Consider the following 24,163-nt stretch of genomic DNA (forward strand, 5'->3'; position numbering starts at 1 on the left):
CACGGACAGAACAAAGCTTCTCCGATGCTGATGTGGGTCGAAGCGCTACGGGTCGAGTATATGAGCGAGGGGAAAGTTGAGATTCCAGAAAATGGTGGAAAAGACGCTGACACAGGGGAGGTATGTGATTCAATAATGGATGAGTAAGCGGTGCTGATCGGCGTTTTTCCGCACATGGGGCAGAATCAGACAAGTTAACGGCGGAGTTGTCATAGTCTTTCTTGAGGGACAAACAGGGGAGGTCTGTGACGTGCAAGAGATGTTGCTTGCCTTGGAAATCTTTTTGGTCTCCGCCATCTTGTCGGTGGATAACGCCTTGGTGATCGGCTTGGCGACGCGTCAACTGCCGAACGGGCTTCGTCAGCGGGCCATCTATTGGGGAACGTTCGGGGCGGTGGCGATGCGTATCGTCCTGTCGCTGTTGGCCATCTATTTGATCGATCTGCCGTACATCAAGCTGATTGGCGGCATTTTCCTGCTCTACATCGCCTACAAGATGCTTGGTGATACGCAGGAAGAGCACAGCGACATGCGCAGTGTGCAAGGGCTTTGGAATGTGGTGCAGCTGATCGTGATCGCCGACCTGATGGTGTCGGTCGATAATGTGCTCGCCGTCGTCGCCATCGCGGATGGCAATTGGATCTTGGTCAGCCTCGGGGTGCTCGTCTCGATCCCCTGCATCCTTTGGGGCAGTTGGATCATCGCACATCTGCTCTACAAGTATCCGGTGTTGCTGTTTCTTGGCATCGCTGTGCTGTCGTGGACAGCCGCTTCGATGATTTTGGCAGAAAAAATGATCGAACAGTATCTAACACCGCTTGCGATCCCGACAGGAGCTTTTCATGCGGTGGTGCTGGCGGCGACCGGGGCGGCCTGGCTGACAAAAAAACGGACAACCTCCTAATCGGATATCCGCTTTTTTAGACGCCAGAAAGAGAGAACGAGAACGTCTGGCATCTGTTTTCCCGTTGTGGGCAAACGTCAAAGTACACCTCTTCTGTCTTTTGGACTTGAAACGTGAACGGAATTTTGACCGCATCGCCAGGTTGGACGATCAGCGGCTCGGAAAATGGATTTTCGACCGGTTGCAGTTTACGAAAGGTGACGGTGACCGTCTCCGCTTCGCTTTTGTTGTTGATCAGCCGCAGTTCGTAGGTGTAGACCATGCGGGTACCAGCGTTGATTCTCGCCACCGTGCCCAGATCGATTTCTAACCCCGAGGTGAAAAACACAGAGAGCACGGTGGCCCCGCCGAGCAAAACCAAAAGCGAGCCGGTGACCACTTTGCCTAAGACGGTGGTGCGCTCCGGTCGAAAGAGCTGTTGAAAATAGCCGTAGGGACAAACTGTGCTGCAAAACTTGTGGCGCATTCGGAGCAGCAGAGCACCGATGAACAGGCAGAGCACGAGGAAAAAGATCAGGATCATTCGGGAGGTATCCTGCGTGATCGCCGACCAGACGGTGCGCGGGTCAACAAAATAGGCGATCAGGGTGAAGGCGACGATCGGCGTGAGGACGATCGCCAACACCCAGTCCAGTTTATAGCGCTGCAACTTGCGCAGCCACTGTGACAACGTGTTATGCGGGCAAAAGTGCGAGCAGAACAGGCGCGGTTTGAAAAAGGACAGACCGAGCACGAGAAAAACCATCCAGAGTACGGTCAAAAGCAACGGCATCGCTTGGGAAAAGGGAAGCTGTCGCGTAAACCAATAGTAGTGGCCAGAAGGTATGTCGATGCGAAACAGATCAAAATACGGGACGATAAAAAAGAGCACGACAATGATCGGCTGCAGCCATCTGCGCATGAAGGCACGCTCCTTCCTCTTTGGCTAATGTGCGCCAAAATGGAAACGCTAATGCATGGGGGTGATCAAATGATCAGAGACCGCATTCTCGTGGAAGACGATCAAGGCGTGCAGCAGGAGTTTGGTGTCGAAGGCATGTTTGAGATGGACGAGCGCAACTATGTGCTCCTGACCAATGAGGAAGACACGATCCTCATGCAGATTGTCGGTGAAGGAGAGCATCAAGAGTTGGTCGGCATCGACGACCCAGAAGAGGCTCAATCGCTGCTTGACGCCTACCAAATCGCGGTGGATGCCGCTCCCGCCGAAGGGGAAAACGACTTCGCGTAGAGGAGCGCCACCACGGAATCACCCACGCCAAGCGCCGTTCGGCAACCTGCCCGAACGGCGTTTGGCATCACTTTTTCAAGGTGGGCAAAAAGCGTTCGCGCCTGCCCATCTCTTCTGCATAGCTGGTCATTTCAAGCAGTGCACGCTCTTCGGCCCTAATGCGTATGGAAAGCACCCAGGCGTTCAGCGCAGTAAAGAGCAAAGCGGTGCTCCAGGCACCAAACGAAAGCGGAAGTGTAAACAGTTCGATGGCCACCACCACATAGTTTGGATGGCGCAAAAAGCGATAGGGCCCGCGCGCGATCGGGACACTGCCGGGCAGGACGTAGATGCGCGTATTCCAAAACTTCCCGAGCGACAACAGCACCCAGACGCGCAGACCTTGGGCGAGGCAAAACAAGGCGAACGGAGTGCCATAAGGGGGGAGCATTTCTCTGTTGCGGGCGAATACCTCGAAGAAAAGAGCGAGGAGAAAAGAGACATGCAAGAGCACGATATACTTGTAATGCTCAGCTCCAACCTCCACGCCGCCAAGCGCTACTAGATGCTTACCGTTGCGCTTGGCGATGATAAGTTCGAGCAAGCGCTGCAAGACGACAAAAGCAAAGACGACCGAAAACCACGTTACCACAAGCGCAGCACCTCCAGAGCCTGTAGCTTCAATCTGAGCGAATAAGGGTCTACCACCGCAAGAGCACCTGCTCAGATGAAAATCCTGGTCCAAGTGCAAACAGGAGTCCATAGTCACCAGCATGATGCGGGTCGTTCAGTTCGCGCGCTAAAACGAACAGCACGGTGCAGGACGACATGTTGCCGTGGGTGCGCAGAATGTCGCGGGCGTGGCGCAGGGCGTCTGCAGGCAGGGCGAGCGCCTCTTCATACGCATTGAGCACCTTTGTGCCACCTGGATGGGCGATATAATGCGAGAGGTCTGCGCGGGTCAGGTTCTGTTCGCCTAAAAACGCTTCGGTGACCGGACGGATTTTGGTGGCGACGATCGTCGGGATGTCTTTGGAAAAGATCACTTTTAAGCCTGCCGTCTGCACATCCCAACCCATTACGTCGAGTGTCTCCGGCCAGATCGTCGAGCGGGCGGCGAGCAATTGCGGGCCGCGGATGCCCTTTTTGGCGGCCGCTTCATCCCCGCAGATCAACACGGCGGCCGCTCCATCGGCGAACAGGGAAGTGGCGATCAGGTTGCTTTTGGAACGGTCACCGTTTACGAAGGTCAAGCCGCACAGTTCCAGCGCGACCACCAACACGAGGCTGTCCGGGTCGGCCATGGCGAGATCGCAGCCACGGGCAAGTCCTGCAGCACCCCCTGCACAGCCCAGCCCCCAAAGGGGCAGTCGCTTGATGTCACTGCGCAGACCGAGCGCATTGAACAAATGAGCATCGATGCTCGGCGTTGCCACGCCCGTCGAAGAGACAAAGAGAATGCTGTCCACATCCTGTGGGCCAATTCCCACTTGTTGCAGACAGTTCTCAACCGCCTCCTTGCTGAGGCGCACCGCATGCTCCAGATACAGTCGATTTTTCTCTTCCCAGGTCGGCGACGTGGCAAACCATTCGAGCGGTGTGCAAAAATGGCGTTGTTCCACTTGGGCCGACTCGAACACAGCTAATAGCCGGTCTATATCTTTGAACGCCTCGGCAAACAGATTGCGGGCAAACTCCTGTGAATCGGCCTGAGCGATGAGATAGGGCGGTACGGCAGTACCGACAGCTGCTAGTACAGGCAAGGGATATCCTCCTCGTCACGTATCCAGTATCTACCTGGTATGATTTCCAACTCCCTGTGCCTTTATGTAAAAACAGCAAAAAGCCACCCAGGGATGACCCCAGGCGGCTCTTTGTTGTCTGTTAGATGACCTATTTTTTTAAGGCTTCGATCACTTCGTCCTCGGTCATTCCTGATTGGAAGGCGTATTCCTGAGGGCGGAGTTGCACATCGAGACCGAGCGAGACCAACTTTTCACCGAACTTCATCTGATCTTTGATCAGCCCTGCTTCTTTGAGGAAGCCGGTCAGGTCCCAAGTGGTCATGCCTTCTTGGAGGTGAAAGGTGATTGCTTTCCCTTTCGCTTGGTCGGTAGCATTTTTTTCTCCCGTTTTCGCATCGCCTGACTTGGTGTCTTCTTTTATGGCAGACGGATCTTGGGTAGCGATTGAGACTTGGCTTTGTCCAGTCTGTTCCGCATATTGCTGTTGGGTCAGTACGATGTAGCCTTCTTCTTTAGCTTGGGCCACGATGTCATCACCACTGCCAAAGTTGATCAGCAGTGCAAACAGTGCGGTGGCCGCTGAGCCGATCAAGCCGCCAAGCAGCAGTTTGCCGATCTCTGTGCGGCGCGTCTGAACCGCATCGATCGCTTGTAGACTCCATTTTTCGGTCGTGTACGCCAAGGTGAGCACACAGCTCGACTTGATCAGCGGCACGCGCACTGTAAACAGGTTTTCCCCAGTTGGTGCTTGCCCGGTGCGCAAAACTTTGCCTTTGCTGACGTTTTGCAACAGTAGGCTTTCCAGCGCACTGTTATCATCTGGCAGGTCGTCCGTCTGTTCCTGTAAAAAGGACAGTTGTTCGTTGGTAAACAGACCTGCTGACAGTGCCGGAAGCCCGTAATCGGAGAATACCTGTCCAAAGCGTTTGCCCACTGTTTCTTTTAATAGATCGAAATTCGTTTGTTGCATCAGTTCGTCCCCTCCCTGCACAAAAAGCGATCCCCATAACCATATATCTATTCAATATAACATTCTATCTTTTTGGGGGTCGGGATGAAAGTGGAAAATCTATCCGAAAGAAAATAAAAAAGGAAGTGGCACTTGTCCACTTCCTTTTATTATCTTACACCTCAGCGGTGTACGGCATCAGAGCAACGATGCGAGAGTTCTTGATCGCAACGGTGACTGCACGTTGGTGAGCTGCGCAGTTGCCAGTGATACGGCGCGGCAGGATTTTGCCACGTTCAGATACATAACGACCCAGACGGTTGATGTCTTTGTAGTCTACGACTTTTACTTTGTCAACACAGAAGTTGCAAACTTTGCGGCGTTTGCCACGGCGTTTCTTATTGAAACCGCCGCCACGCGGCTCGCGGTGTTCGCGTTGTTCACGTTGTTCGCTCATTGGAATGTCCTCCTCGTTGGTTAGAATGTGGATTACTGTTCTTTTACGACGGTCAGGTAACGGAGTACGTTGTCGTCGATTTTCATCAGACGCTCAAGCTCAGCCGGAGTGGTGTTGTTCGCTTCAAAGTTCAACAGAACGTAGAAGCCCTCACGGTTTTTGTTGATTTCGTACGCGAGCTTACGCTTGCCGTACTTCGTCGATTGTTGAACAGTACCGCCTTCTTTAGCAACGATACCTTCGTACTTCGCGATGAGCGCATCACGAGTTTCTTCTTCGAGATCCGCTTTCAGGACCAGCATTGTTTCATAGGCTCTCATCATGTACCCTCCTTTTGGACTTTTGGCCCCCGTAGGAGCAAGCAAGGTGTAAATAACACAAGGACTAGTATAGCATAATCTCGGACTCTAGGGCAATAGTCTTAATTCGCTGGAGGAAAGCGATTTTTTCAAGAGGACAGATGTCTGACATCCTACAAATTTTGATTGCCTGTGCGCCCTCAACATGTTACAGTATTTAATGAAAGCGATTACACATACTAATCAAGTTCGGATCTAAATTCGAGGAGGCTGTCATGAGCGAGTTAGTTCGTACCCTTAACTTAAAGTCCTATACGCACGGTTCCAATCAGGAACGCATCAAGTTTGCCAACGAGTTTGGCGCTGGTCTGAAAGACATCGGTTTTATCACGCTCGAAGGACACGGCATCAACCCGAAGCTGATCGAAGACACCTATGCGGCGATCGAGAAGCTGTTCTCCTTGTCGCCAGAATTGAAGCAAAAGTACACGGGTGAATCGGGTGGTCAACGCGGTTACACCGGTTTTATGAAAGAGCATGCCAAACAACGCAAAGTCGGCGACCTGAAAGAGTTCTACCATGTCGGTCAAGAACTTCCGATCGGCCATCCGATGGCGCTGGATTACCCGGCCAACGTTTGGTCGGATGAAGTGCCGGAACTGAAACCGTTGACCCTTTCGCTGCACCGTGAGTTGGAGCGCGTGGCTCGCAACATGCTGGAAGCGTTGGCGATTCACTTCGATCTGCGTCAAAACTTCTTCGCCGATATGATTCATAACGGCAACTCTCTGTTGCGTCTGATTCACTACCCGCCGCTGGAAGAAGGCATGCCGCAAGATGCGGTGCGCGCAGCGGAGCATGAGGACATCAACCTGATCACTTTGCTTTGCGAAGCGACCACCTCCGGTCTGGAACTGTTGACCAATGAAGGTGAATGGTATCCGGTAGAAGCGTTGAAAGGCCAGATCGTCGTCGATGCTGGCGACATGTTGCAACGCATCACCAACAAGGTGATCCCGGCGACGACGCACCGCGTTGTCAACCCGAAAGGTGAGAATTCCTCGCGCTACTCGATGCCGTTCTTCGTGCATCCGTACAGCGGCTACCTGTTGGAGACAATCCCGTCCACGATCACTCCGGACAATCCGGAAAGATGGCCGGCAATCACCGCAGGCGACTTCCTCTATGAGCGTCTGGTGGAAATCGGCCTGATCAAGAAATAATCGAATCGTTGATAGAAGAAAGCACATCGAGCTAAGGCCCGATGTGCTTTCTATGTTTGCGCTTGTAAAACTTGACGCAGGGTGGTTTCATCGATTTTGCCTTGGATGAATTGCTGGATGACTGCGAGTGGTGTTTGGTGTTGCTTCATGATCGGGCACGCTCCCTTTTCGATGCTGGTTGTTATCCAGTCTATTCCGAAAGTTGCTAGATCATACGTCGTATTTTCTTATGTGATAGAATAGTGAAAAACCATTCTGAGGTGAAGTAGATGGACGTGATCATGATGTATCACCCGACCTGTAGCAAAAGCAAACGGGCGCGAGAGGCGCTCGCCGACCTAGCTGTACCGGAGCGCAATTTGGAAGAGAACATGTTGACTCAGCAGGAAATCTTGGAGTTGGCAGGGGAGTTGGGGGTGAAGGTGCAAGATTTGTTGCGGGCCAATTCGCCGGTGTATCAAGAGCGCACCGCTGAACTGTTCGCGATGGAGGAGGCAGAATTAGCGGCGCTGATGGCAACAGAGCCGACGCTGATTCGGCGGCCGATCTTGAAAACCCCTCACGGATATGTAGTTGGATTGGATGAGGAAAAAATGAAGGAACTGATCGGCGCTTCGCAGTCTTAACAGAGATGCTTTGCTGGAAAACACATCGGATGTCGATGTGTTTTCTGCTTCCTCGACAGGAATTGAGTATTTCCTGGGAAATGGAGGATTTTGTCGCCAAAACTCTGTATACTTATGATTACTTTGAACGGAAGAGGGACGGGGAATCGATGACCAAAAAGCAAAAACAATTGACCCTGTTCGCACTGACTTGGCCAATTTTTATCGAATTGGGCTTGCGAATGTTGATGGGGAATGCGGACACGCTGATGCTCAGCCGTTATTCGGATGATTCGGTGGCCGCGGTCGGCGTGGCGAACCAGTTGGTCGCAGTCTTGCTGGTGATGTTCGGCTTTGTCGCGATGGGGACAGGAATTGTCGTTTCGCAATATCTGGGCGCTGGTGAAAAACGAAAAGCGTCGGAAGTTGCAGTTGTCGCGCTGGGCGCGAACTTGTTGTTCGGGCTGCTGTTAAGTTTGCTGATGATTGTGTTTGGACGGACGTTCTTGAAATGGATGGGGCTGCCCGATGAGCTGATGAGCGACGCTTTGACCTTTTTGCGGATCGTCGGCGGCGCCTCGGTGCTACAGGCTGTGATGATGGCGATCTCGGCAACTGTGCGCAGTCACGGGTTTGCCAAAGATGCGATGTTTGTGACGTTTGGCATGAATATCCTGAATGTGATCGGGAATTATTTGTTACTATTCGGTCCGTTTGGACTTCCTGTGCTCGGGGTGCTCGGCGTGTCGATGTCTACTGCATTCGCACAGGTGGTGGGCGTTGTGGTGATGTTTATCATTCTGTTCAAGCGGATGGAGGGAGCTTTGCCGTTCCATCTGTTGTTGAAGTTTCCGCGCTATGCGCTGAAAAACATTTTGAAGATCGGCATTCCGTCGGCGGGGGAGCATCTGTCCTATATGTCTTCGCAAGTGATGATCACGTTTATCATCACGATGATCGGCGTCGGAGCGTTGACGACGAAGGTATACACCAGCAATCTAATGATGTTTATCTACCTGTTTTCGATGGCGATCGCGCAGGGGACGCAGATCTTGATCGGTCGTTTGGTAGGGGCCCAAGAACAAGAGACCGCCTATCGAACGTGTCTGAAGAGTTTGAGGATCGGCTTGCTCGTATCGCTTGGCATGGCAGGCGTGATGTCGTTATTTCGTGAGCAAATGCTCGGGCTGTTTACAGATGACCCAGAGATTCTCGCGCTTGGGGGACGTTGATTCTGATGACGATTTTGCTGGAGCCGGGGCGGGTCTTTAATTTGGTCGTCATTTCGTCACTGCGGGCAGCGGGGGACGCAAAGTTTCCGGTGTATCTCGGCATTTTGTCGATGTGGGGTGTGGCGGTGCCGCTCGCGTATCTGCTCGGCATCTACTATGGCTACGGATTGGTCGGGATCTGGGTGGCCATGATCGTCGATGAATGGTTACGCGGCTTGTTGATGCTGTGGCGCTGGCGGTCGAGGAAGTGGCAGCGTATGGGCCTGATCGAACGAACAACCGCTCAAGACGGGGTGGCCGGATGAAGGAAACGGAGCGTCTGGCCGCAGCACTTCTGGAGTATGGGTCGGTCGAGCGGACAGAAGAGGTTGCAAATGCAATCGATTATGTTAACGGCGTGTGGTACATTCCGCTGGCACAGGGGGGCCGACTACGCCTCGAAGCGGCGAGTTTGCCGCATGCGGTAGGCGAATTGTTGGCGCTGTATGCCAAAGCTGTATCGGGTGGAGAGGATGGGCAACGTCTGGTGCAGGCATGGCTTGGCGGTGAGCGCGACGTGGAAGGCGAAACGCTGATCGGCTCGCTTCAAGAGCTTGGCTGGCGGCAGGAGCTTGGTGTCGTGGTGTTGCTAGAGCTGGAAAGGGCCACCGAGCCGGGCACAGGTGCAGAAGCGGTCGCGCTGTTGCGAGAGTTGATCGAGCCGGAGCAGGCTGTCCTCGCGGTGCAAGGGACGCAGCGTGTCTGGCTGTTGGTGCCGGTGAGTCAGCCAGCTGCAAAGGAACAGCGATTTGCTAAACGAACAGCGGTGCTGAATGAGCTGGCGACACAGGATGTGCGCAGGCACAGCTACTCCGAGCAAGAGTTGGAAGAGACCGTTTCGGCTTGGATCGCAACGCTTGGCGCGGAGTTGTTTTTGCTGGGCCGTGGCGGTTTGTCGAGCGTGCGAAGTCTGGAAGAGCTGGCGTTGGCGAAACGGGAAGCGGAGTTTGCTTTGGAGGCGGGAAAACGGTTTCGAAGCAAGGATGTGCTCCATGCCTATCATCGGCTAGGAATGGCCCGCTTGCTGTATGGGACGCCGCAGACGGTGTGTCAGGAGTTCGTGCGGGAGATTCTGCCTGCTGGCGTGTTGGAGGCGCTGACCCCGGAGTTGCGGGAGACGGTGGTGACATTTGTGGAGCATGGACAGCAGGTTGCTGATACGGCTCGAGCGCTGTTTGTCCACCGCAATACGCTGTTGTATCGCTTGGAGCGGATTCATGAACTGACCGGTTACGACCCGCGCCAACCGCAAGAAGGTTGGACGTTGTGGTTGGCGCTGCTGTTGCTTCGGGCAGATTGCACAAACGGGCGCGGATAGTTTTGTACAATCTGTCCAATCGTCTGTACGACCTCGACGCGATATACTGAAGCTATCAATCAGAATCGTGAACTGGAGGTTACATAAAATGGCTCGTGTGCAACTCAAGCATGTATACAAACGCTACTCTTCCGATGTCGCGGCGGTCAAAGATTTCGATCTCGATATTCAAGATAAGGAGTTTCTCGTCCTCGTCGGTCCTTCTGGCTGTGGGAAGACGACGACGTTGCGGATGATCGCAGGTCTGGAAGACATCTCCGATGGTGAACTGTGGATCGGTGACCGTCTTGTCAACGACGTGCATCCGAAAGATCGCGACATCGCGATGGTTTTCCAAAACTACGCTTTGTATTCGCACATGTCGATCTATGAAAACATGGCATTTGGCCTGAAAATGCGCAAAGTGCCGAAAGCGGAGATCGATGCCCGCGTGCGCGAGGCGGCGAGCATCCTCGACATCGAGCATCTGCTCAACCGCAAACCGAAAGCGCTCTCCGGCGGTCAGCGTCAGCGTGTCGCCCTCGGTCGTGCGATCGTTCGTGAGCCCCAAGTCTTCCTGATGGACGAACCTCTCTCCAACCTCGATGCCAAATTGCGGGTGCAAATGCGCGCAGAGATCGCCAAACTGCACCACCGCCTGCAAACCACCGTCATCTACGTCACGCATGACCAGACCGAAGCGATGACGATGGGAACTCGTATCGTCGTCATGAAAGACGGTATCATCCAACAGGTCGGCACTCCGCAGGAGATCTACAACCGACCGGACAACATGTTTGTCGCTTCCTTCATCGGATCACCTGCGATGAACTTTCTGCGCGGCTCGTTGCAGGAAGAAGGCGACGATATCTATTTCCGTGCTCAAAGTGTGAACATCTCGATCCCGAAACATCGCCATGCGATCCTGCGGGAAGCGGGTGTTGTCGGACAAGCGGTCGTGCTCGGCATTCGTCCCGAAAATCTGCATGACGATCAGGTCCAACAACAAGGAACTTATGGTGCACAGGTGACCGCCGCTGTCGAAGTGGTCGAATTGCTCGGCGCTGAGTCGTACGTCTATCTGAACGTGCAAGGTCAAACGCTGATCGCCCGTGTACCGGCGCGCTCGGAGATTCGAGCGGGCAGCACCGCTACGCTTTCGATCGACACCGAAAATCTGCACATTTTCCACGCCGAAACGGAACAGACCATTTATTAATAGGCAAATCCCGCCATCTTGATGAATAAAATGAGAAACAGCCACTGGCACGCCACATGATCGATCATGTGGCGTTTTCTCTGGAAGGGGCAGCGGTCATGCGCCATTTCATCGGGATTGATGTCGGCGGGACGACGATCAAAGGGGCGGTGGTCACCGAGACGGGCCGCCTGCTCGCTCAAGCGGAGTGCGAAACTTGTCCGGAGCGGGGTTGGGAGCAGGTATTGAATGCGATTGCCGATCTTGCTCAGCAGGTGGTGCGACGAGCGGATCGTGGATGGAGCGACATACAGGGGCTGGGTGTTGGTGTTCCTGCATTCCTCGATCTGGAGAGCGGGGTTGTCGAGACGGCGGTCAACCTCGGGTGGAGCGATGTTCCACTTTTGTCAGAACTGCAAAAGCGCCTGGACACGATCCCGCTGCGCATCGACAACGACGCCAACGTCGCAGCGCTTGGCGAGGCACGGGTTGGAGGCGGACGCGGTGCCAAAGATGTGTTGTGTGTGACATTGGGCACCGGGGTCGGTGGCGGCGTCATCGTCGATCACAAACTGGTGCGCGGCATAACTGGCATGGGCGGTGAGATCGGCCACATCACGCTAGAGCCAAACGGGCGCCTATGCAACTGCGGACGACTCGGGTGCTTGGAGACGATCTCCTCGGCCAGCGGCATCTTGGCCGCCGCGCAAGAGCGATTGCGCACAGGGAGCGCAACGACGCTACAACAAGAGTGTGCGCTGACGACTCGGCTCATTTTTGAACATGCGGCGAAGGGCGACAGGGTGGCGCGCGAGGTGATTCACGAGGCGATCGACCGCTTGGGATTTGCCTTGGCCAACATCGGGGCTACGCTCAATCCGAACGTGATGGTGATCGGTGGCGGTGTGTCACAAGCGGGAGACGCTTTGTTGGTACCGTTGCGCGCTGCGTTTGCTCGCTATGCACTGCCACGGGTAGCGCGCGGCACCGACATCCGTCTCGCCGAGCTTGGGACCGAGGCGGGCGTGATCGGAGCCGCTTTGCTTTTTTTGGAAGGGAACTAAGGAGACCTTTGCGGGTCTCTTTTCTTTTTGGTAGTGTAGAGGGAAGAGACGGGGAGGTGATGGCGATGGATGAAACGCTTTCCAAACGGGATCAGCGCGACAAACGGCAGGCTGATCACAAGCGCAATGATTTTAGCGCTTTGGTGCGAGCCCATATCCGTGAGCGCGATGGTGAGCGCTGCGTATTGTGCGGTCGGCCAGGGCGGGAAGTCCATCACATCATCCCGCGGGCACATGGCGGGCTTGGCACAGCTGACAACGGGATCTGTCTCGATGCGGGCTGTCACCACCAAGCCCACCGCTCGAAACAGGTGGCCAAACAATTGCTGCGTTACCGGGAGCGCGTGCTGTTGCCGCTGTACGGAATACGAGCGGACGAATATGTTTGGCTCGACCCGTTGATGGACGGAACCTGTCGCTGCGGTGGACAAGTTGCAGACGGAGCCTGTGACAAAATGTGCGGGCTGAAACTGCTCAATCGAAGAGAGGAGTCGAGGGGATGAGAAACGAGATCGGGTTTATGGAGGATAATCTGGAGGTTATCATTGGACAGCAACTGCATTTGGAAGTGCCAGATCAGGGCGTCTACGATTATGAAGCGGTGCGCGTGTTCGTTGCGAACGAAACCTCATACATCCTATGCCTGCGTCTGTCCGAAAACAGAGAAGCGTACCTGTTGAAAGCGGACGATCTGGGCGATGGTTGGTGGAATATCATCGACATCATCGATGACGGTGAGTGGGGGACGGCACGACATGCATCGGATTACACAGCTATTACAGACGTGTTGCACCGCTAAAACCTGCCAAGCAAGAAACGGAGACCGAACGCCGGTCTCTTTTTTTGTCCTCGGCAAACAGACAGCAAATCGAGCGATCAAAAAAGGAGTGCGACGAGAACGCACTCCTTTTTTGATCGAGCTGGCTGTTACGCTCCACCGATCGGCTATTATTTTGCATGGCGGAAGGAAAGCGAGAGGTCGAGCAAGCTTTGCTTCGGATCGAAGGAGACGATGTCCGCTTTTCCGTTCCCATCCAGGTCGGCAGCAAAGGCGACCCGTTTACCGTACGCCCATGGTCCGTACAGCGTATCGTGCCGCTTCAAGCCAAGCTTGGCATCTCCTTGCCAAATCTCCCAGATGCCATTGGTCGGATCGTAGATGACTAGATCGGCCAGGCCGTCGCCGTCCGTATCTCCGAGCACCACTTGCCCATTGCGCTTTGGTTGCGGGACGGAAAAGTTTCCAGCGATATGAAATGCACCTTCAGGGGTGACCGTGTAGAGCTCAATTTCACCGTTGGATGGTGAATAGAGGATCACTTCTGGCTGTTTGTCTCCGTTCACATCACCAGACAGCAGAATGGCGTCGTCGTGTTTGAAAACAAGGGCCGCTTCGCTCTTGGGGCGGAAGTGAGATCCGTCTTGAAACAGGGCGGTGACCATCTTGCGATTCTGCACTAGCAGATCGACCTTGCCGTCTTTGTTCAAATCGACTGGAACGATTTTCTCCAAATCGGGCTTTAGTGTTCCGTAGCTCTGACCGGGATCAAAGCTGAGCGTGTTAGACGAATAAGCTTTCAATTCGCCGCTCGTCTTGTGGTACGCGAGCAGGTCGGTGACGCCGTTCCCGTCTACGTCGGCGAGCAGCGGAATGTCATCGGGGTCCAGCCCGCTTTGCAGCCACGTGGAAAACGGCGATTGCGAGCGGTTGCGCGGCCAATTGTAATTGCCTTGTAGGACGGAGACGTGTCCGTCATGATCGACGACCACCAGCGAGTCTTGGCCGCTGCCACCGACATCACCGAACAAAAGATGCTCGGTAGTCGTGCCGAGCGGCAGTTGAATCCGGTGGGCGGGAGAGAAAGGGAGCACATCGTGCAGCGACATCCATTCCCAGCCGCGAGTGCGCATGCCATCAACGATCTGATGCAGATAGGTGTCCGCACCTTGTTTGTATCGGTAGACGGGCAGGCCGTCCCGAATTTCGGGTTGACCGTCTGCTCCGAGCACCGCTTCCATCGCTTCATACTCTAAAAATGAATGATAGAACACAGCGCCAAGTCCTTGAAAATGGTCGCTTTTCTTCAAAATGCGCTCCACATCCTGCGGTCCGGTCACATAGCTGAGCGGGGCGGGTACATAGACCGAGCCGAGTGTCGTTTCGCCATATGTGTTCTCACTCTGATAGTAGATCTCATCTTTGAAAGACTTTAATGAAAAATAATCGGGCTGATAGAGCACGCCGATAAATGAACGGAACACTTCTTCTTGTTGGCGCGTGTCCTGATAGTGCGGCGACTCCCAAAAGCTTGGCTTCAGTCCCGCTTTTTCAAAAGCGGACAGGCTTTTGGAAATCTTTTCGACCGCATAGGGGACGGTCGAAGTTTCTGGCGCGTCCTGTAGATCAAACTCATATCCGACTCCGGTATCATGCCAGCCGTCACCGCGTTTGCGATCGCCATATTGATGAGTATAGCCGTGCATGCCAAGCACGGCGCCATTTTGCTGTGCGTCTTGAAGCAGTTTGATAAAGGCATGCAAATGCTGATCCGGATGGGGATCATCGATCCCTTTTTCGATCCACGTACCGTCCGCTTGTAGCAGTTTCGAACGTGGAATGACTGCAAGATGAATCGGAACGTTCTCCGCCTGTAAATAGTCAAATACGGCGCGGAGGCGCCCAAGGTCGTCCAGTGTGGCGTAGCTGCCGCCGGGCGACACATCTTCTAAGCGCAACAGCGCGTGATGCTTGTCGTGGTTTGGAAAGGAATTGGTGCGCGTTTGGTCTTGAACCGGCAACGCGATCACGGCAGCCAGCAAGACGGCGAGCAGGACTTTCTTCATCCAAGATTCCCCTTTTGTTGATTTACAAATTCTCCATTATACACTCTACGCTAGTTCCCGATATTTATCTACCTATTAAAACAGAAAAGAAAATTCCCACAAAATGTTATTCTAAACCCGTAATCACGAGGTAAAGTAGTGGCCTAATAATTGTAATGATAGTATGATTATTTAATAGGTTTTGAATAAAATCAAAATATCGTTGACTTAGAAGATTCAGTCTATTATACTCAGATCGTAGGAAATGAGATACAAAAAGGGGGAGCACTTGAATGAAAAAGTTTTTGGCACTTAGCGTCTCTGGCGCGCTGGTCGCCGGTAGCTTGTTCACCGGCACTGCAATGGCAGCTGGCACGGTCCAAAACGGGCCAGTGCAAATGTCCGAAGGGGGTACCCTCGACGTTGCGATCATGAACGAAGATCGCCTGATCGAGTCTTTGGAAAAGCAAGGCAAGATCCCGGCTGGGGCTACGCAAGAGCAAAAGAAAAACATCCTGAAGTCGTACATCGGGCTCAAGAACAAAGAGGTAAACACCGGCATTAAAGCACCGGCTGACCCTTTGGCAAGCAAAGTAAAGGCTTCTAAGTCTAATAAGCATAAAGCGTTTGTGAACGGCAAGAAGAAAGTCAAAAATGTGGGCAACTTCCTGAACCGTCTGGACCCGGTGCAAGAAACTGCATACACCGGCCCGGTGCGCAAGGATAAAGTTCTCGTGCTGAATGTCGAATTTGCTGACTTCCCGCACAATAACATCGACCCGAGCGAAACGGACAACTATTACAGCGACTACACGCTGGGACACTTTGAAGACATGATCTTCGGCGACAACGGATATGCTGGTCCGAATGGCGAAAACCTCATTTCGATGAAGAAATTCTATGAGCAACAATCTGGCGGCACTTACTCTGTCGAAGGTAAAGCGTACGGCTGGCTGAAAGTGCCGGGCACTGCAGCATTCTACGGTGCGGACGCGGCTTCCGGTGGCCACGACAACGTTCTGCCGGGCGGCTCCAAGAAACTCGTTCGCGATGTGTACGACGCTGCGAAAGCAGCGGGCATTCCGTTGCATTTGTACGACCAAGAAGATCCGCACGATCTCGACGGCGACGGCAACCTGTACGAGCCGGATGGCCTCGTCGATCACCTGATGATCATCCACTCCGGTGTAGGTCAAGAAGCTGGCGGCGGTTCGCTTGGCGACAACGCGATCTGGTCGCACCGCTCCGCAACCCTCTATGATCCGGATGGTTTGGGCGCAGGACTTCCAGGATTCTATGACTACACGATGATGCCGGAAGACGGCGCGGTTGGCGTATTTGCACATGAATACGGCCACGACCTCGGTCTGCCGGATGAATACGATACCGCCTACTCCGGTACTGGTGAAGCGGTCGCCTATTGGTCGATCATGGCTTCCGGTTCTTGGGCTGGTAAAATCGGCGGTACTGAGCCGACAGGTTTCTCCCCGTTTGCGAAGTCTTACTTCCAATCCACGATGGGCGGAAACTGGACTGCTCCGACCGTTGTTGACCTGAACAGCCTGCCGAAAAAAGGCTCTTCCTTCTTGCTTGACCAAGCGAACTCGCCGAACGGTAAAAACCACCAAGCGATTCAAGTCAACCTGCCGGAAAAGAAAACTCTGGTCAACAAGCCGACTGGAAAATATGAGTACTTCGGTGGCAATGGCAACCAAATCGACAACACAATGATCACTTCTGTCGATCTGACCGGTAAATCTTCTGCTACCTTGGAATTCGATTCCTGGTACAAAATTGAAGAAGATTGGGACTTCGCATTCGTTCAAGTTTCGGAAGACAACGGTGCTACCTGGCACTCGCTCTCCAACGCGAACACTGTATCGACTGCAGTTCCGCAAGCATATCCGACCGTTCTGTCAAACCTGCCGGGTCTGACTGGCCATTCCAACGGTTGGGAAAAACAAACGTTTGACCTGTCTGCATACGCTGGCAAGAAGATCCAAGTATCGGTTCGCTACATCACCGACTGGGGTGGCTTCGAAGAGGGTATCTACGTTGACAACGTGAAAGTAACCGCTGACGGCGCTGTCTTGCTCAACGACGGTGCAGAAGGCGCTACTTCTCCCTTCACGCTCAACGGCTTCTCCAAGTCTGACGGTTACATCTACTCCGACCACTACTACCTGCTTGAGTGGCGTAACCATGCAGGCGTTGACGTGGGTCTGAAAAACATCCGTCGCGGCGCTTCCTTGATGAGCTACGATGGCGGTCTGGTCGTATGGTATGTTGACCCGTCCTTCACCAATAACTGGACCGGTATCCACCCGGGCGGCGGCTTCCTCGGCGTTGTCGATGCTCACAACGAAGAAAACCTGAAGTGGAGCACGGGCATTCAAGCTTCGACCCGTTACCACATCCGTGACGCTGCGTTCTCGTTGAACCCGACGTCCGCGCTGAACCTGGTATATCCGACTCAAACCATGACTGCAGCAAGCAAACTGCCGGTGCCGCTGTTCGATGACAGAAAATCGTACATGAACACCAACATGCCGGATGCAGGTCGCGACCTGACTTCCTACGGCCTGAAAGTGCTTGTTACTGGTCAATCTGCTGACAAGTCGGTAGGTCAAATCCACATCTTCAAATAAGTTGCGTTTGTGAAAAGATCTCTCCCGCATCTGCGGGAGAGATCTTTTTTTGCAGACTCTTTACCTCTTTTTTGCAAAATGCAAAAATGTGTAGGGATTTGAGATGGAGTCAAGTATAATAGAATCACGATATTTCAATTTGTACTTACTATATTCAGCAAAAGTGGGGGACTTTGCCTTGGCGATAACAGTGATCGGCACCGTATTCGTAGACATTAAGGGATATGCGAACGGGAAGGTCAATTCTGATACTAAAAATGTTGGTCATGTCGAATTTGCGCACGGTGGCGTTGGCCGCAATGTAGCGGAAGCGATTGGCCGTGCCGGAGGCAGCGTAGAATTTATCTCCTCTGTCTCCAATACAGCGCAAGGGGATGAGGTTGCCAAACGCCTCAATGACATTGGTATTAAGACTGCGCGTCTCGTCAATACGGACAACGGCATGGGTCAATGGCTCGCGATTTTGGACGGAGCAGGCTCACTTGTCGCTTCCGTTTCGCAAAAGCCGGACCTTTCGAAGTTGGAAGACCTGCTGTTGCGCCACGGGGAAGAGATCATCAAGAACTCGGAAGCGGTCGTCGTCGAGCTCGATTTGAACGACTTGGTGGTGCAGGCGATCTTTGCATGGGCGAAACTGCATCGCGTTCCGGTATACGGTATCGTCGGCAATCTCGATGTGCTGATGGGCAAGCGTTCGCTGATCGACGAAATGGCCATGTTCATCTGCAACCAACAAGAGGTGGAGGAAGTGTACGGCATCACGATCACCTCGATCGAAGAAGCGAGGCTGGCCGCGCGCGATTTGACGTCCGGTGGCTTGAAGACGGCGGTGATCACGATGGGCTCCGATGGCTGTGTGTTCTACTCGCGTGAAAAGGACGAATTTGGTTACGTGCCGATCGTGCCGACGAAAGTCATTGACACCACTGGAGCAGGTGACTCTTTCTTTGCGGGCACCGTTTTTGGCTTGGTGCACGGCCACTCCCTGCAGCAAGCGGTCGAATGCGGCACACATCTGGCTTCATGGACGATCTCTTCGAAGGAAGCGGTCGATCCGCAGATTACCACCAAAGCGAAAACCCACCCGCTGTTTCAAGGCGAGGTTGTCCTGAAATAAGCAAGAATCGTTCCGTTCTTTCATTTTTAACTGAGCAACCAGTTGAACTTGCAAGCCAAGTGAAACGCGGTGAGCGATCAGTAGATGACTATTCAAAGCTGCCCGGCGCATCGGGCAGCTTTTTTACGACAGGAAGCGAGGGCAGGACATGGACGGATGGCAAGCGTTGATCCGCGATAAAGGCTGGCAGGTGCTAGCGTCAGACAAGCTGAGCGGCGGTTTCACAGGTTCCTTGTACCGACTGCACCTGCGCGATGAAGCAGGGCAGGACGTGCGAGCTGTCTTCAAGCGGTTTGCTCCAGATCGCAAAGCGGAACTTGCCTTTTATGAACGGGTCGTGCCGCATTTGCCGTCTGGGGTGCCGAAGCTGTATGGCATCGTACCGGATGAGGGAATTCTGATCGAAGACGCAGGGACGGCACTCAAGCCCATTTTTATAAAAAGTGACCTGGGCCGTCAGCGCGGCCTGTTGGAGCGGGTCGTGACCGTTCTGGCCGACATGCATGCTACCTTGGCAGTCAAAAGTCAACTCTGGTTGGTCGAGGGAATCGTGACCCCCTATCCGTTCGACTCATCGATCGCCTTTGCACAAGAGGCGTTGGCTGAACTGCACAGACAAATCGAGCAACTTGCGGGCGTCAACGAGGCGTTGCTTGCAGAACTACGTATGATCGAATCATTTTTCTATCCGCGCTATCCAGACTATGTATCAGATAAGCAAACGTTTACTCACGGTGATCCGCACATGGAGAACATTCTGCTCGATGCAGGACGCATTCGCCTGATCGACTGGGAGTATGCATCGCTTGCCGTGCCTGAGCGCGACTTGGCGATTCTGTTGCAGGATGTGTTGGATGTACGGTTGCACTCATTTGCGCTGACCGTCTTCCGCCAAGAGTTGGCCAAACGGGGATGGGTGATCACGGACGATTTTGAGCGCTCGTTCACAGCTTGTCTGCTCGATAACACGTTAATGATGCTCGGGTTTGAACTGTGGAAATATCGGCATGGTCATCTGTCGAAGGCGGAGATCGAAACGATTCTTCCGCTGAAAATCGCTTGGATTCGCAACGCCTATACCCGATTAAAAAAGGAAGACTGACCGTGAATTTCTGGGTCAGCCTTCCTTTTTTTGCGGCGAAGATTCCTGCTGATCGTTCGCTTTCAGTCGAATCACGCCTTTGACGCCTCGGTCAAGAATGCGATTTTCGACCAGCGGGAGAACTCTTTTCGTATCCCAGCCGCTGTTTTGTTCGAGGATGACGACCGCTGTCGGGTACACTTCAGCGATGATCGCGATGTGGCCCCAGCCTTCGCCGCGCGTGCGGTCATAGAGCAGCATGTCCTCCGGTTGTGGACGAGATGAGCCGTTTTCGTAAGCGACAAAGTGCTCGCGATGCGTCGGCCATCCGCCTACGTCTGTAGCAGCGGCAACCCCTTCCCAGATGTCGAACGCGCCCGGCCCTGAGTTGTGATAGGGAAACGTGCCGGGATAGCGATTGACATAGTAGCGTTCTGCATACTCCACACATTGTGGGCCGCGCTGCGTCTCCACGCCATGAAAGGCATACAGTCCTGCCTCCAGCGGTTGGATCGGCCCACCGCTTCCAGCGGGGAACTCGGCCAGAACCGCTTCGGGTGTCGTGGCCGCTTCATGTGCCGTGTTGGGCGCAAGAGCGAGCAAGATGAGAAGCGCAAGTGAGAATAAGGTGCGGCACATCAACGAGTTCCTCCTTCAATCCTGTCTTCCTAGATAGTCGGAGGTAGTATTTCGTTTGTTACATCGTTTTATGTTTAGTGCGCGACATCTTTACGCTTGAACATCACCGTCGTCAGCAACAACCCGCCCAAGCCGAGCGTGACAAGCAGGCCGATCCACAACGGTGTTGTGCCGAGCAGTTCTTGATCGATCGGCTGACCGAGCGCCCGATAGAGCAGAATGATCGAAGTGGTAAACGGATAGATCGCGATGTATTTGGAAGAGGTGATGATCAACCCGATGAACGTACCGACCAGCCCCAAACCGACAGGCACAAAAAAGTTGGGGAGCAACAGGGCGACGAACAGATAGACGGGGATCATCGCCCCGAGCGATGCAGACAGCACGAGCCACGACAACAGCGTGTCCCCATACGGTACCGGACCTTCCGCTCCGAGCAGGGCACTGAAGGCGAAGGTGAGCAAGAAGGCGAAGAAGAGCAACAGCGAATTCCAGATCATCACCCAGAGCGCCTTGCCGACGATCAGTTCCCAGCGCTTGACCTGCGAGGTCAGCAGATAGCGCAAGGTGCCGTTTTGCGTCTCCGATGTGATGGCAAGCGTGGCGAGCAGACAGAGCACCAACGGTCCGAACAAGATGGCGAGCAGGCTGATGTTCTGTTGCAGCGAGTCGGCAAAAGTCAGCACAAACTGTGGATCGTTGGAGAGGCGTTCGGTCCACACCAGCAGATTGAGCAGTGGCGGCACCGCGATCAGCAACAGAGTACCCCACCACAGTTTTGATTTGAAATATTTATAAGCTTCCGTTTGCAACACGGCCCACATGCGCGTCTCCTCCTTCGGTAATCGTCAAGAACATATCTTCCAGCCGCGAGCTTTGCACGCGCAGTTCGGAGATCGACAATCCGCTTTGCACCGCAGCGCTGTTTAAGACTGCCGAATCGTCAGGAAAGCTTTCGATCAGCACATGTCCATCGACCAAGCGGGTGACGGCCGCATGGCCTCGACTTTTCAGCCAGCCTGTGACAAACTTATACACCGCTTCCGGCTCGGGGCTGACGATCTTCAAGTCGCGGTGTTTTTCGAGCAACTGCTCAAGCGGCGCTTCGATCACGCCCTTTCCCTCATGGATGATGCAAAGGCGTGTCGCCACCTTTTCGATCTCATCGAGCAGGTGCGACGAGATCAAGATCGTCATGCCGCGCGCAGCCAATTTTTTCAAAAAGGATCGCATCTCGCGAATGCCTGCCGGGTCCAGCCCGTTGGTCGGTTCATCGAGGACGAGCAAGCGTGGGTTGGGCAACAGCGCGATGGCGATCGCGAGCCGCTGTTTCATGCCAAGCGAATAGGCTTTCACTTTTTTATCAGCCGCCGCTTGCAGATCGACCATCTCCAACAGTTCCTCGATCCGCCCAGGATCGCGCTGTTTGCGCAGTTTTTGAAACAGGACAAGATTCTGCCTTCCCGTCAGATTCGGGTAGAGCCCTGGCGATTCGACTAGGCAACCGATCTGTGCAAACGGGTCGTCGAGCAACTCCATCTTCTGACCTGCAAACAGAATCTCGCCGCTCGACTTTCGAACGAGTCCCAAGATCATCCGAATCGTCGTGGTTTTCCCAGCGCCATTTGGGCCTAAGAATCCGTAGATGTCGCCCGGATAAATTTGCATATTCAAGTTTTGCACGACGTGATGGCCGCCGTACGTTTTGCTCAACTGTTTGACTTCCAGCAATGGTTTCACGAAAAATCCCCCTCCGCGCATCTTCACAGAGAAGACACCGCCAAGGGGGATTTTGTGACACCGATTTGCTTTTTTATGAAAATAGCTGACGGAGTACGTCCGGCACGGGGCGGCTTTTGCGCGAGGCGATGTCCATCGTAACCGAGGTGACGATCGCGTCGGCGACCTGTTCTCCGTGCTGGTTGAAGATTTCCTGCTTCAGCGAGTAAGACGTGTTGCCCATCCGTTCCGGCGTGGTGGTGATGGTCAGCAGATCGCCTTGCTTACATTCTTTGCGGTAGTTGATGTTGATGTTCACCGTCACCGTTTGAAGGCCGAGCTTGGTAAATTGATCGTAGTGCAGGTCGGCCCGCTCATACCATTCTTCGCGGCCCCATTCGAGGTATTCCAGATATTTCGCGTTGTTCACATGTCCGTTCACATCAATTTCGGTCGAACGAACCACAATGTCTAGAGAAACTTTCATTTGCGCACGCCTCCTCTGCTTCTATCCTACCACGAAGCGACATAAGGATGGAGTGTGGACAAGAAGAACGAAAGGGGGGAGAGAAGATGAAACGCGCGTACCTGACGCTCCCGCTCTGTTTTCTGATTCTCGCCGCCAGTTTGCTGACTGCACATTTCGTGTACAACGATACCAGTGTTGTCACCGATGTGGTCAAAGGCGAACCGGCGCATCCGCTTTCCTTTATGACCGAAGCGGAATACGAACGGACGGTAAACTTTTCGCGGACGAAAGAAGCGCTCTATTTTGCCGATCTCGGCTTTGAATGGGTGATTCTGTTGTTCGTGTTGGCAGCAGGTCTCTCCGGACGCTTTCGGGACTTGGCAGTCAAGCTATTCAAGCGATCGTCGTTCGGACAAGTCACCATCTATACGGTGCTCTTCCAGTTGGTGACGACGCTGTTGCAACTGCCACTGGCTTGGTATCGGCACATGATCGATGTCAACTACGGCGTCTCCAACATGACGCCTGGCGCTTGGTTTTCTGAGCTGTTCCTCGATTTTGGCATCAGCACCTTGATGACCGTCCCGGTGATTTGGATCGCTTTTTTGATCATCAAAAAGAGTCCTGGGCGCTGGTGGCTGTGGCTGTGGACGGCGACCGTACCGCTCTTGCTGTTTCTGATCGTGCTACAGCCTGTGTTTATCGACCCGCTGTACAATGATTTTAAACCGCTTCAAAACGAACAGCTCAAAGCGAAGATACTCGATCTCGCCAGCAAAGCGGACATTCCGAGCGCCAATGTCTACGAAGTGGACATGTCCAAGAAGACCAACGCTTTGAACGCTTATGTCAACGGGATCGGCCCGAGCGCCCGGATCGTGCTCTGGGATACGACGCTCAACAAGTTGAGCGATGAGGAGATTCTGTTCATCATGGGTCACGAGATGGGCCATTATGTGAAGCATCACATGCTGTGGGGCCTCGCTGGGTCGCTGGTCCTGATGCTGGCTTTGTTCTATCTGACTTCGCGCCTCTATCCGTTGATCGTGCGCTGGATGGGCGGTGTTTGGGGCTTGAAAGGCGAACAGGATCTGGCTGCGCTACCCGTTGCGCTGTTCGTGCTGTCCCTGTTGTCCTTCATGGCCGGGCCTGCTGAAAACTACATGCAGCGTTTGCATGAGCAGGTGTCAGACCGCTATGCGGTGGAGATCACCAATGGCGATGCACAAGCGGGCATCACGTCGTTTCAAAAGCTGTCGCGCCTGTCGCTGTCCGATCCCAACCCCTCTCCATTGGTGAAATATTTGCTCTATTCACATCCGACGCTCTCCGAACGTATTCGCGATTTGGAGCAGATGGCCAAGGAGCAGAAAGTGAAATAAACGGAGCATGCCCGCGCATCGGGCATGCTTTTTCCTTAATAAGGCTATCTTCCTATGGTCTTC

At 53.8% G+C, this 24,163-nt stretch carries 24 protein-coding genes and 1 pseudogene; 14 read left to right on the forward strand and 11 right to left on the reverse strand.

What is annotated here, in order from left to right:
- Nucleotides 1-259 precede the first annotated feature (259 nt).
- Nucleotides 260-904 carry a YjbE family putative metal transport protein gene (locus CIG75_RS04630; protein WP_227874411.1) on the forward strand — a complete coding sequence of 215 codons (645 nt, stop codon included), beginning with the start codon at nt 260-262 and terminating at the stop codon, nt 902-904.
- Between the two features lie 16 nt (nt 905-920).
- Here the strand turns inward: CIG75_RS04630 and CIG75_RS04635 are convergent, their stop codons facing one another.
- Nucleotides 921-1,805 carry a 4Fe-4S binding protein gene (locus CIG75_RS04635; RefSeq protein WP_094235590.1) on the reverse strand — a complete coding sequence of 295 codons (885 nt, stop codon included), beginning with the start codon at nt 1,803-1,805 and terminating at the stop codon, nt 921-923.
- 69 nt (nt 1,806-1,874) lie between these two features.
- Between CIG75_RS04635 and CIG75_RS04640 the strand changes: the two genes are divergently transcribed.
- Nucleotides 1,875-2,135 carry a DUF1292 domain-containing protein gene (locus CIG75_RS04640; protein WP_094235591.1) on the forward strand — a complete coding sequence of 87 codons (261 nt, stop codon included), beginning with the start codon at nt 1,875-1,877 and terminating at the stop codon, nt 2,133-2,135.
- A gap of 67 nt (nt 2,136-2,202) precedes the next feature.
- Here the strand turns inward: CIG75_RS04640 and CIG75_RS04645 are convergent, their stop codons facing one another.
- From CIG75_RS04645 to rpsF, 5 genes are all read right to left on the reverse strand, one after another.
- A complete protein-coding gene (locus CIG75_RS04645; RefSeq protein WP_227874361.1) occupies nt 2,203-2,766 on the reverse strand; it encodes an isoprenylcysteine carboxyl methyltransferase family protein in 564 nt (187 codons plus the stop codon).
- A gap of 49 nt (nt 2,767-2,815) precedes the next feature.
- Nucleotides 2,816-3,877: a type III polyketide synthase gene (locus tag CIG75_RS04650; RefSeq protein ID WP_094235593.1), complete on the reverse strand. Its 1,062-nt coding sequence runs from the start codon at nt 3,875-3,877 to the stop codon at nt 2,816-2,818.
- Between the two features lie 130 nt (nt 3,878-4,007).
- Nucleotides 4,008-4,829, reverse strand: a complete 822-nt coding sequence (locus CIG75_RS04655) for an MltG/YceG/YrrL family protein (protein ID WP_094235594.1) — start codon at nt 4,827-4,829, stop codon at nt 4,008-4,010.
- 154 nt (nt 4,830-4,983) lie between these two features.
- Nucleotides 4,984-5,265 (reverse strand): 30S ribosomal protein S18, encoded by a 282-nt coding sequence (rpsR, locus tag CIG75_RS04660; protein WP_087455294.1) that lies wholly within the window; start codon nt 5,263-5,265, stop codon nt 4,984-4,986.
- 32 nt (nt 5,266-5,297) lie between these two features.
- Entirely contained in the window at nt 5,298-5,585 is a 288-nt protein-coding gene (gene rpsF / locus CIG75_RS04665; protein ID WP_094235595.1) for a 30S ribosomal protein S6, read from the reverse strand.
- Between the two features lie 254 nt (nt 5,586-5,839).
- Between rpsF and CIG75_RS04670 the strand changes: the two genes are divergently transcribed.
- The 8 genes and pseudogenes from CIG75_RS04670 to CIG75_RS04705 all read left to right on the forward strand — a co-directional run bounded on the left by CIG75_RS04670 (nt 5,840) and on the right by CIG75_RS04705 (nt 13,021).
- The gene (locus CIG75_RS04670; protein ID WP_094235596.1) at nt 5,840-6,787 is read left to right on the forward strand and encodes an isopenicillin N synthase family dioxygenase; all 948 of its coding nucleotides are present in this window, start codon (nt 5,840-5,842) and stop codon (nt 6,785-6,787) included.
- A 269-nt stretch (nt 6,788-7,056) separates the two neighbouring features.
- On the forward strand, nt 7,057-7,413 hold the full coding sequence (locus CIG75_RS04675; RefSeq protein ID WP_094235597.1) for an arsenate reductase family protein: 357 nt from the start codon (nt 7,057-7,059) through the stop codon (nt 7,411-7,413).
- A gap of 149 nt (nt 7,414-7,562) precedes the next feature.
- Nucleotides 7,563-8,929: pseudogene (locus CIG75_RS04680) on the forward strand (MATE family efflux transporter).
- Nucleotides 8,926-9,981: a PucR family transcriptional regulator gene (locus CIG75_RS04685; RefSeq protein WP_157729378.1), complete on the forward strand. Its 1,056-nt coding sequence runs from the start codon at nt 8,926-8,928 to the stop codon at nt 9,979-9,981. The pseudogene CIG75_RS04680 and the gene CIG75_RS04685 overlap by 4 nt, the downstream one beginning before the upstream one ends.
- Before the next feature lie 88 nt (nt 9,982-10,069).
- Nucleotides 10,070-11,179: an ABC transporter ATP-binding protein gene (locus CIG75_RS04690; RefSeq protein WP_094235599.1), complete on the forward strand. Its 1,110-nt coding sequence runs from the start codon at nt 10,070-10,072 to the stop codon at nt 11,177-11,179.
- 98 nt (nt 11,180-11,277) lie between these two features.
- The gene (locus tag CIG75_RS04695) at nt 11,278-12,222 is read left to right on the forward strand and encodes an ROK family glucokinase (RefSeq protein WP_157729379.1); all 945 of its coding nucleotides are present in this window, start codon (nt 11,278-11,280) and stop codon (nt 12,220-12,222) included.
- Between the two features lie 65 nt (nt 12,223-12,287).
- Nucleotides 12,288-12,725: an HNH endonuclease gene (locus tag CIG75_RS04700; RefSeq protein ID WP_157729380.1), complete on the forward strand. Its 438-nt coding sequence runs from the start codon at nt 12,288-12,290 to the stop codon at nt 12,723-12,725.
- Entirely contained in the window at nt 12,722-13,021 is a 300-nt protein-coding gene (locus tag CIG75_RS04705; protein WP_094235602.1) for a hypothetical protein, read from the forward strand. Before CIG75_RS04700 ends, CIG75_RS04705 begins: the two co-directional genes overlap by 4 nt.
- Nucleotides 13,022-13,170: 149 nt before the next feature.
- Here CIG75_RS04705 and CIG75_RS04710 read toward each other — a convergent pair whose 3' ends face one another.
- Nucleotides 13,171-15,066 (reverse strand): DUF2334 domain-containing protein, encoded by a 1,896-nt coding sequence (locus tag CIG75_RS04710; RefSeq protein WP_094235603.1) that lies wholly within the window; start codon nt 15,064-15,066, stop codon nt 13,171-13,173.
- A 272-nt stretch (nt 15,067-15,338) separates the two neighbouring features.
- Here CIG75_RS04710 and CIG75_RS04715 point away from each other — a divergent pair, with 272 nt between their 5' ends.
- The 3 genes from CIG75_RS04715 (at nt 15,339) to CIG75_RS04725 (ending at nt 19,912) form a co-directional block, all read left to right on the forward strand.
- Nucleotides 15,339-17,693 carry an immune inhibitor A domain-containing protein gene (locus CIG75_RS04715; RefSeq protein ID WP_094235604.1) on the forward strand — a complete coding sequence of 785 codons (2,355 nt, stop codon included), beginning with the start codon at nt 15,339-15,341 and terminating at the stop codon, nt 17,691-17,693.
- A 178-nt stretch (nt 17,694-17,871) separates the two neighbouring features.
- Nucleotides 17,872-18,810: a carbohydrate kinase family protein gene (locus CIG75_RS04720; RefSeq protein WP_157729381.1), complete on the forward strand. Its 939-nt coding sequence runs from the start codon at nt 17,872-17,874 to the stop codon at nt 18,808-18,810.
- A 148-nt stretch (nt 18,811-18,958) separates the two neighbouring features.
- On the forward strand, nt 18,959-19,912 hold the full coding sequence (locus CIG75_RS04725; RefSeq protein ID WP_094235606.1) for a phosphotransferase family protein: 954 nt from the start codon (nt 18,959-18,961) through the stop codon (nt 19,910-19,912).
- Between the two features lie 15 nt (nt 19,913-19,927).
- Here CIG75_RS04725 and CIG75_RS04730 read toward each other — a convergent pair whose 3' ends face one another.
- From CIG75_RS04730 to CIG75_RS04745, 4 genes are all read right to left on the reverse strand, one after another.
- Complete coding sequence (locus CIG75_RS04730; RefSeq protein WP_094235607.1) at nt 19,928-20,530, reverse strand: CHAP domain-containing protein; 603 nt, start codon at nt 20,528-20,530, stop codon at nt 19,928-19,930.
- 74 nt (nt 20,531-20,604) lie between these two features.
- A complete protein-coding gene (locus CIG75_RS04735) occupies nt 20,605-21,354 on the reverse strand; it encodes an ABC transporter permease (protein WP_094235608.1) in 750 nt (249 codons plus the stop codon).
- Nucleotides 21,323-22,270: an ABC transporter ATP-binding protein gene (locus CIG75_RS04740; protein ID WP_157729382.1), complete on the reverse strand. Its 948-nt coding sequence runs from the start codon at nt 22,268-22,270 to the stop codon at nt 21,323-21,325. The genes CIG75_RS04735 and CIG75_RS04740 overlap by 32 nt, the downstream gene beginning before the upstream one ends.
- A 73-nt stretch (nt 22,271-22,343) precedes the next feature.
- Complete coding sequence (locus CIG75_RS04745; protein WP_094235610.1) at nt 22,344-22,736, reverse strand: acyl-CoA thioesterase; 393 nt, start codon at nt 22,734-22,736, stop codon at nt 22,344-22,346.
- Nucleotides 22,737-22,822: 86 nt separating this feature from the next.
- On the opposite strand from CIG75_RS04745, the gene CIG75_RS04750 reads away from it, so the two are divergent.
- Nucleotides 22,823-24,100 carry a M48 family metallopeptidase gene (locus CIG75_RS04750; protein WP_172844411.1) on the forward strand — a complete coding sequence of 426 codons (1,278 nt, stop codon included), beginning with the start codon at nt 22,823-22,825 and terminating at the stop codon, nt 24,098-24,100.
- The last annotated feature ends 63 nt before the right edge of the window (nt 24,101-24,163 follow it).

The sequence above is a fragment of the Tumebacillus algifaecis genome, assembly GCF_002243515.1.
GTDB lineage: Bacteria > Bacillota > Bacilli > Tumebacillales > Tumebacillaceae > Tumebacillus_A > Tumebacillus_A algifaecis.

What these genes read in the sequence shown, in the direction of transcription:
- CIG75_RS04670 (WP_094235596.1), top strand. Translation starts at nt 5,840, where the DNA reads ATGAGCGAGTTAGTTCGTACCCTTAACTTAAAGTCCTATACGCACGGT.
- CIG75_RS04640 (WP_094235591.1), top strand. Translation starts at nt 1,875, where the DNA reads ATGATCAGAGACCGCATTCTCGTGGAAGACGATCAAGGCGTGCAGCAG.
- rpsR (WP_087455294.1), bottom strand. Translation starts at nt 5,265, where the DNA reads ATGAGCGAACAACGTGAACAACGCGAACACCGCGAGCCGCGTGGCGGC.
- CIG75_RS04700 (WP_157729380.1), top strand. Translation starts at nt 12,288, where the DNA reads ATGGATGAAACGCTTTCCAAACGGGATCAGCGCGACAAACGGCAGGCT.
- CIG75_RS04750 (WP_172844411.1), top strand. Translation starts at nt 22,823, where the DNA reads ATGAAACGCGCGTACCTGACGCTCCCGCTCTGTTTTCTGATTCTCGCC.
- CIG75_RS04735 (WP_094235608.1), bottom strand. Translation starts at nt 21,354, where the DNA reads ATGTGGGCCGTGTTGCAAACGGAAGCTTATAAATATTTCAAATCAAAA.
- CIG75_RS04635 (WP_094235590.1), bottom strand. Translation starts at nt 1,805, where the DNA reads ATGCGCAGATGGCTGCAGCCGATCATTGTCGTGCTCTTTTTTATCGTC.
- CIG75_RS04745 (WP_094235610.1), bottom strand. Translation starts at nt 22,736, where the DNA reads ATGAAAGTTTCTCTAGACATTGTGGTTCGTTCGACCGAAATTGATGTG.
- CIG75_RS04630 (WP_227874411.1), top strand. Translation starts at nt 260, where the DNA reads ATGTTGCTTGCCTTGGAAATCTTTTTGGTCTCCGCCATCTTGTCGGTG.
- CIG75_RS04655 (WP_094235594.1), bottom strand. Translation starts at nt 4,829, where the DNA reads ATGCAACAAACGAATTTCGATCTATTAAAAGAAACAGTGGGCAAACGC.
- CIG75_RS04730 (WP_094235607.1), bottom strand. Translation starts at nt 20,530, where the DNA reads ATGTGCCGCACCTTATTCTCACTTGCGCTTCTCATCTTGCTCGCTCTT.
- CIG75_RS04710 (WP_094235603.1), bottom strand. Translation starts at nt 15,066, where the DNA reads ATGAAGAAAGTCCTGCTCGCCGTCTTGCTGGCTGCCGTGATCGCGTTG.
- CIG75_RS04685 (WP_157729378.1), top strand. Translation starts at nt 8,926, where the DNA reads ATGAAGGAAACGGAGCGTCTGGCCGCAGCACTTCTGGAGTATGGGTCG.
- rpsF (WP_094235595.1), bottom strand. Translation starts at nt 5,585, where the DNA reads ATGAGAGCCTATGAAACAATGCTGGTCCTGAAAGCGGATCTCGAAGAA.
- CIG75_RS04725 (WP_094235606.1), top strand. Translation starts at nt 18,959, where the DNA reads ATGGACGGATGGCAAGCGTTGATCCGCGATAAAGGCTGGCAGGTGCTA.
- CIG75_RS04715 (WP_094235604.1), top strand. Translation starts at nt 15,339, where the DNA reads ATGAAAAAGTTTTTGGCACTTAGCGTCTCTGGCGCGCTGGTCGCCGGT.
- CIG75_RS04675 (WP_094235597.1), top strand. Translation starts at nt 7,057, where the DNA reads ATGGACGTGATCATGATGTATCACCCGACCTGTAGCAAAAGCAAACGG.
- CIG75_RS04690 (WP_094235599.1), top strand. Translation starts at nt 10,070, where the DNA reads ATGGCTCGTGTGCAACTCAAGCATGTATACAAACGCTACTCTTCCGAT.
- CIG75_RS04705 (WP_094235602.1), top strand. Translation starts at nt 12,722, where the DNA reads ATGAGAAACGAGATCGGGTTTATGGAGGATAATCTGGAGGTTATCATT.
- CIG75_RS04695 (WP_157729379.1), top strand. Translation starts at nt 11,278, where the DNA reads ATGCGCCATTTCATCGGGATTGATGTCGGCGGGACGACGATCAAAGGG.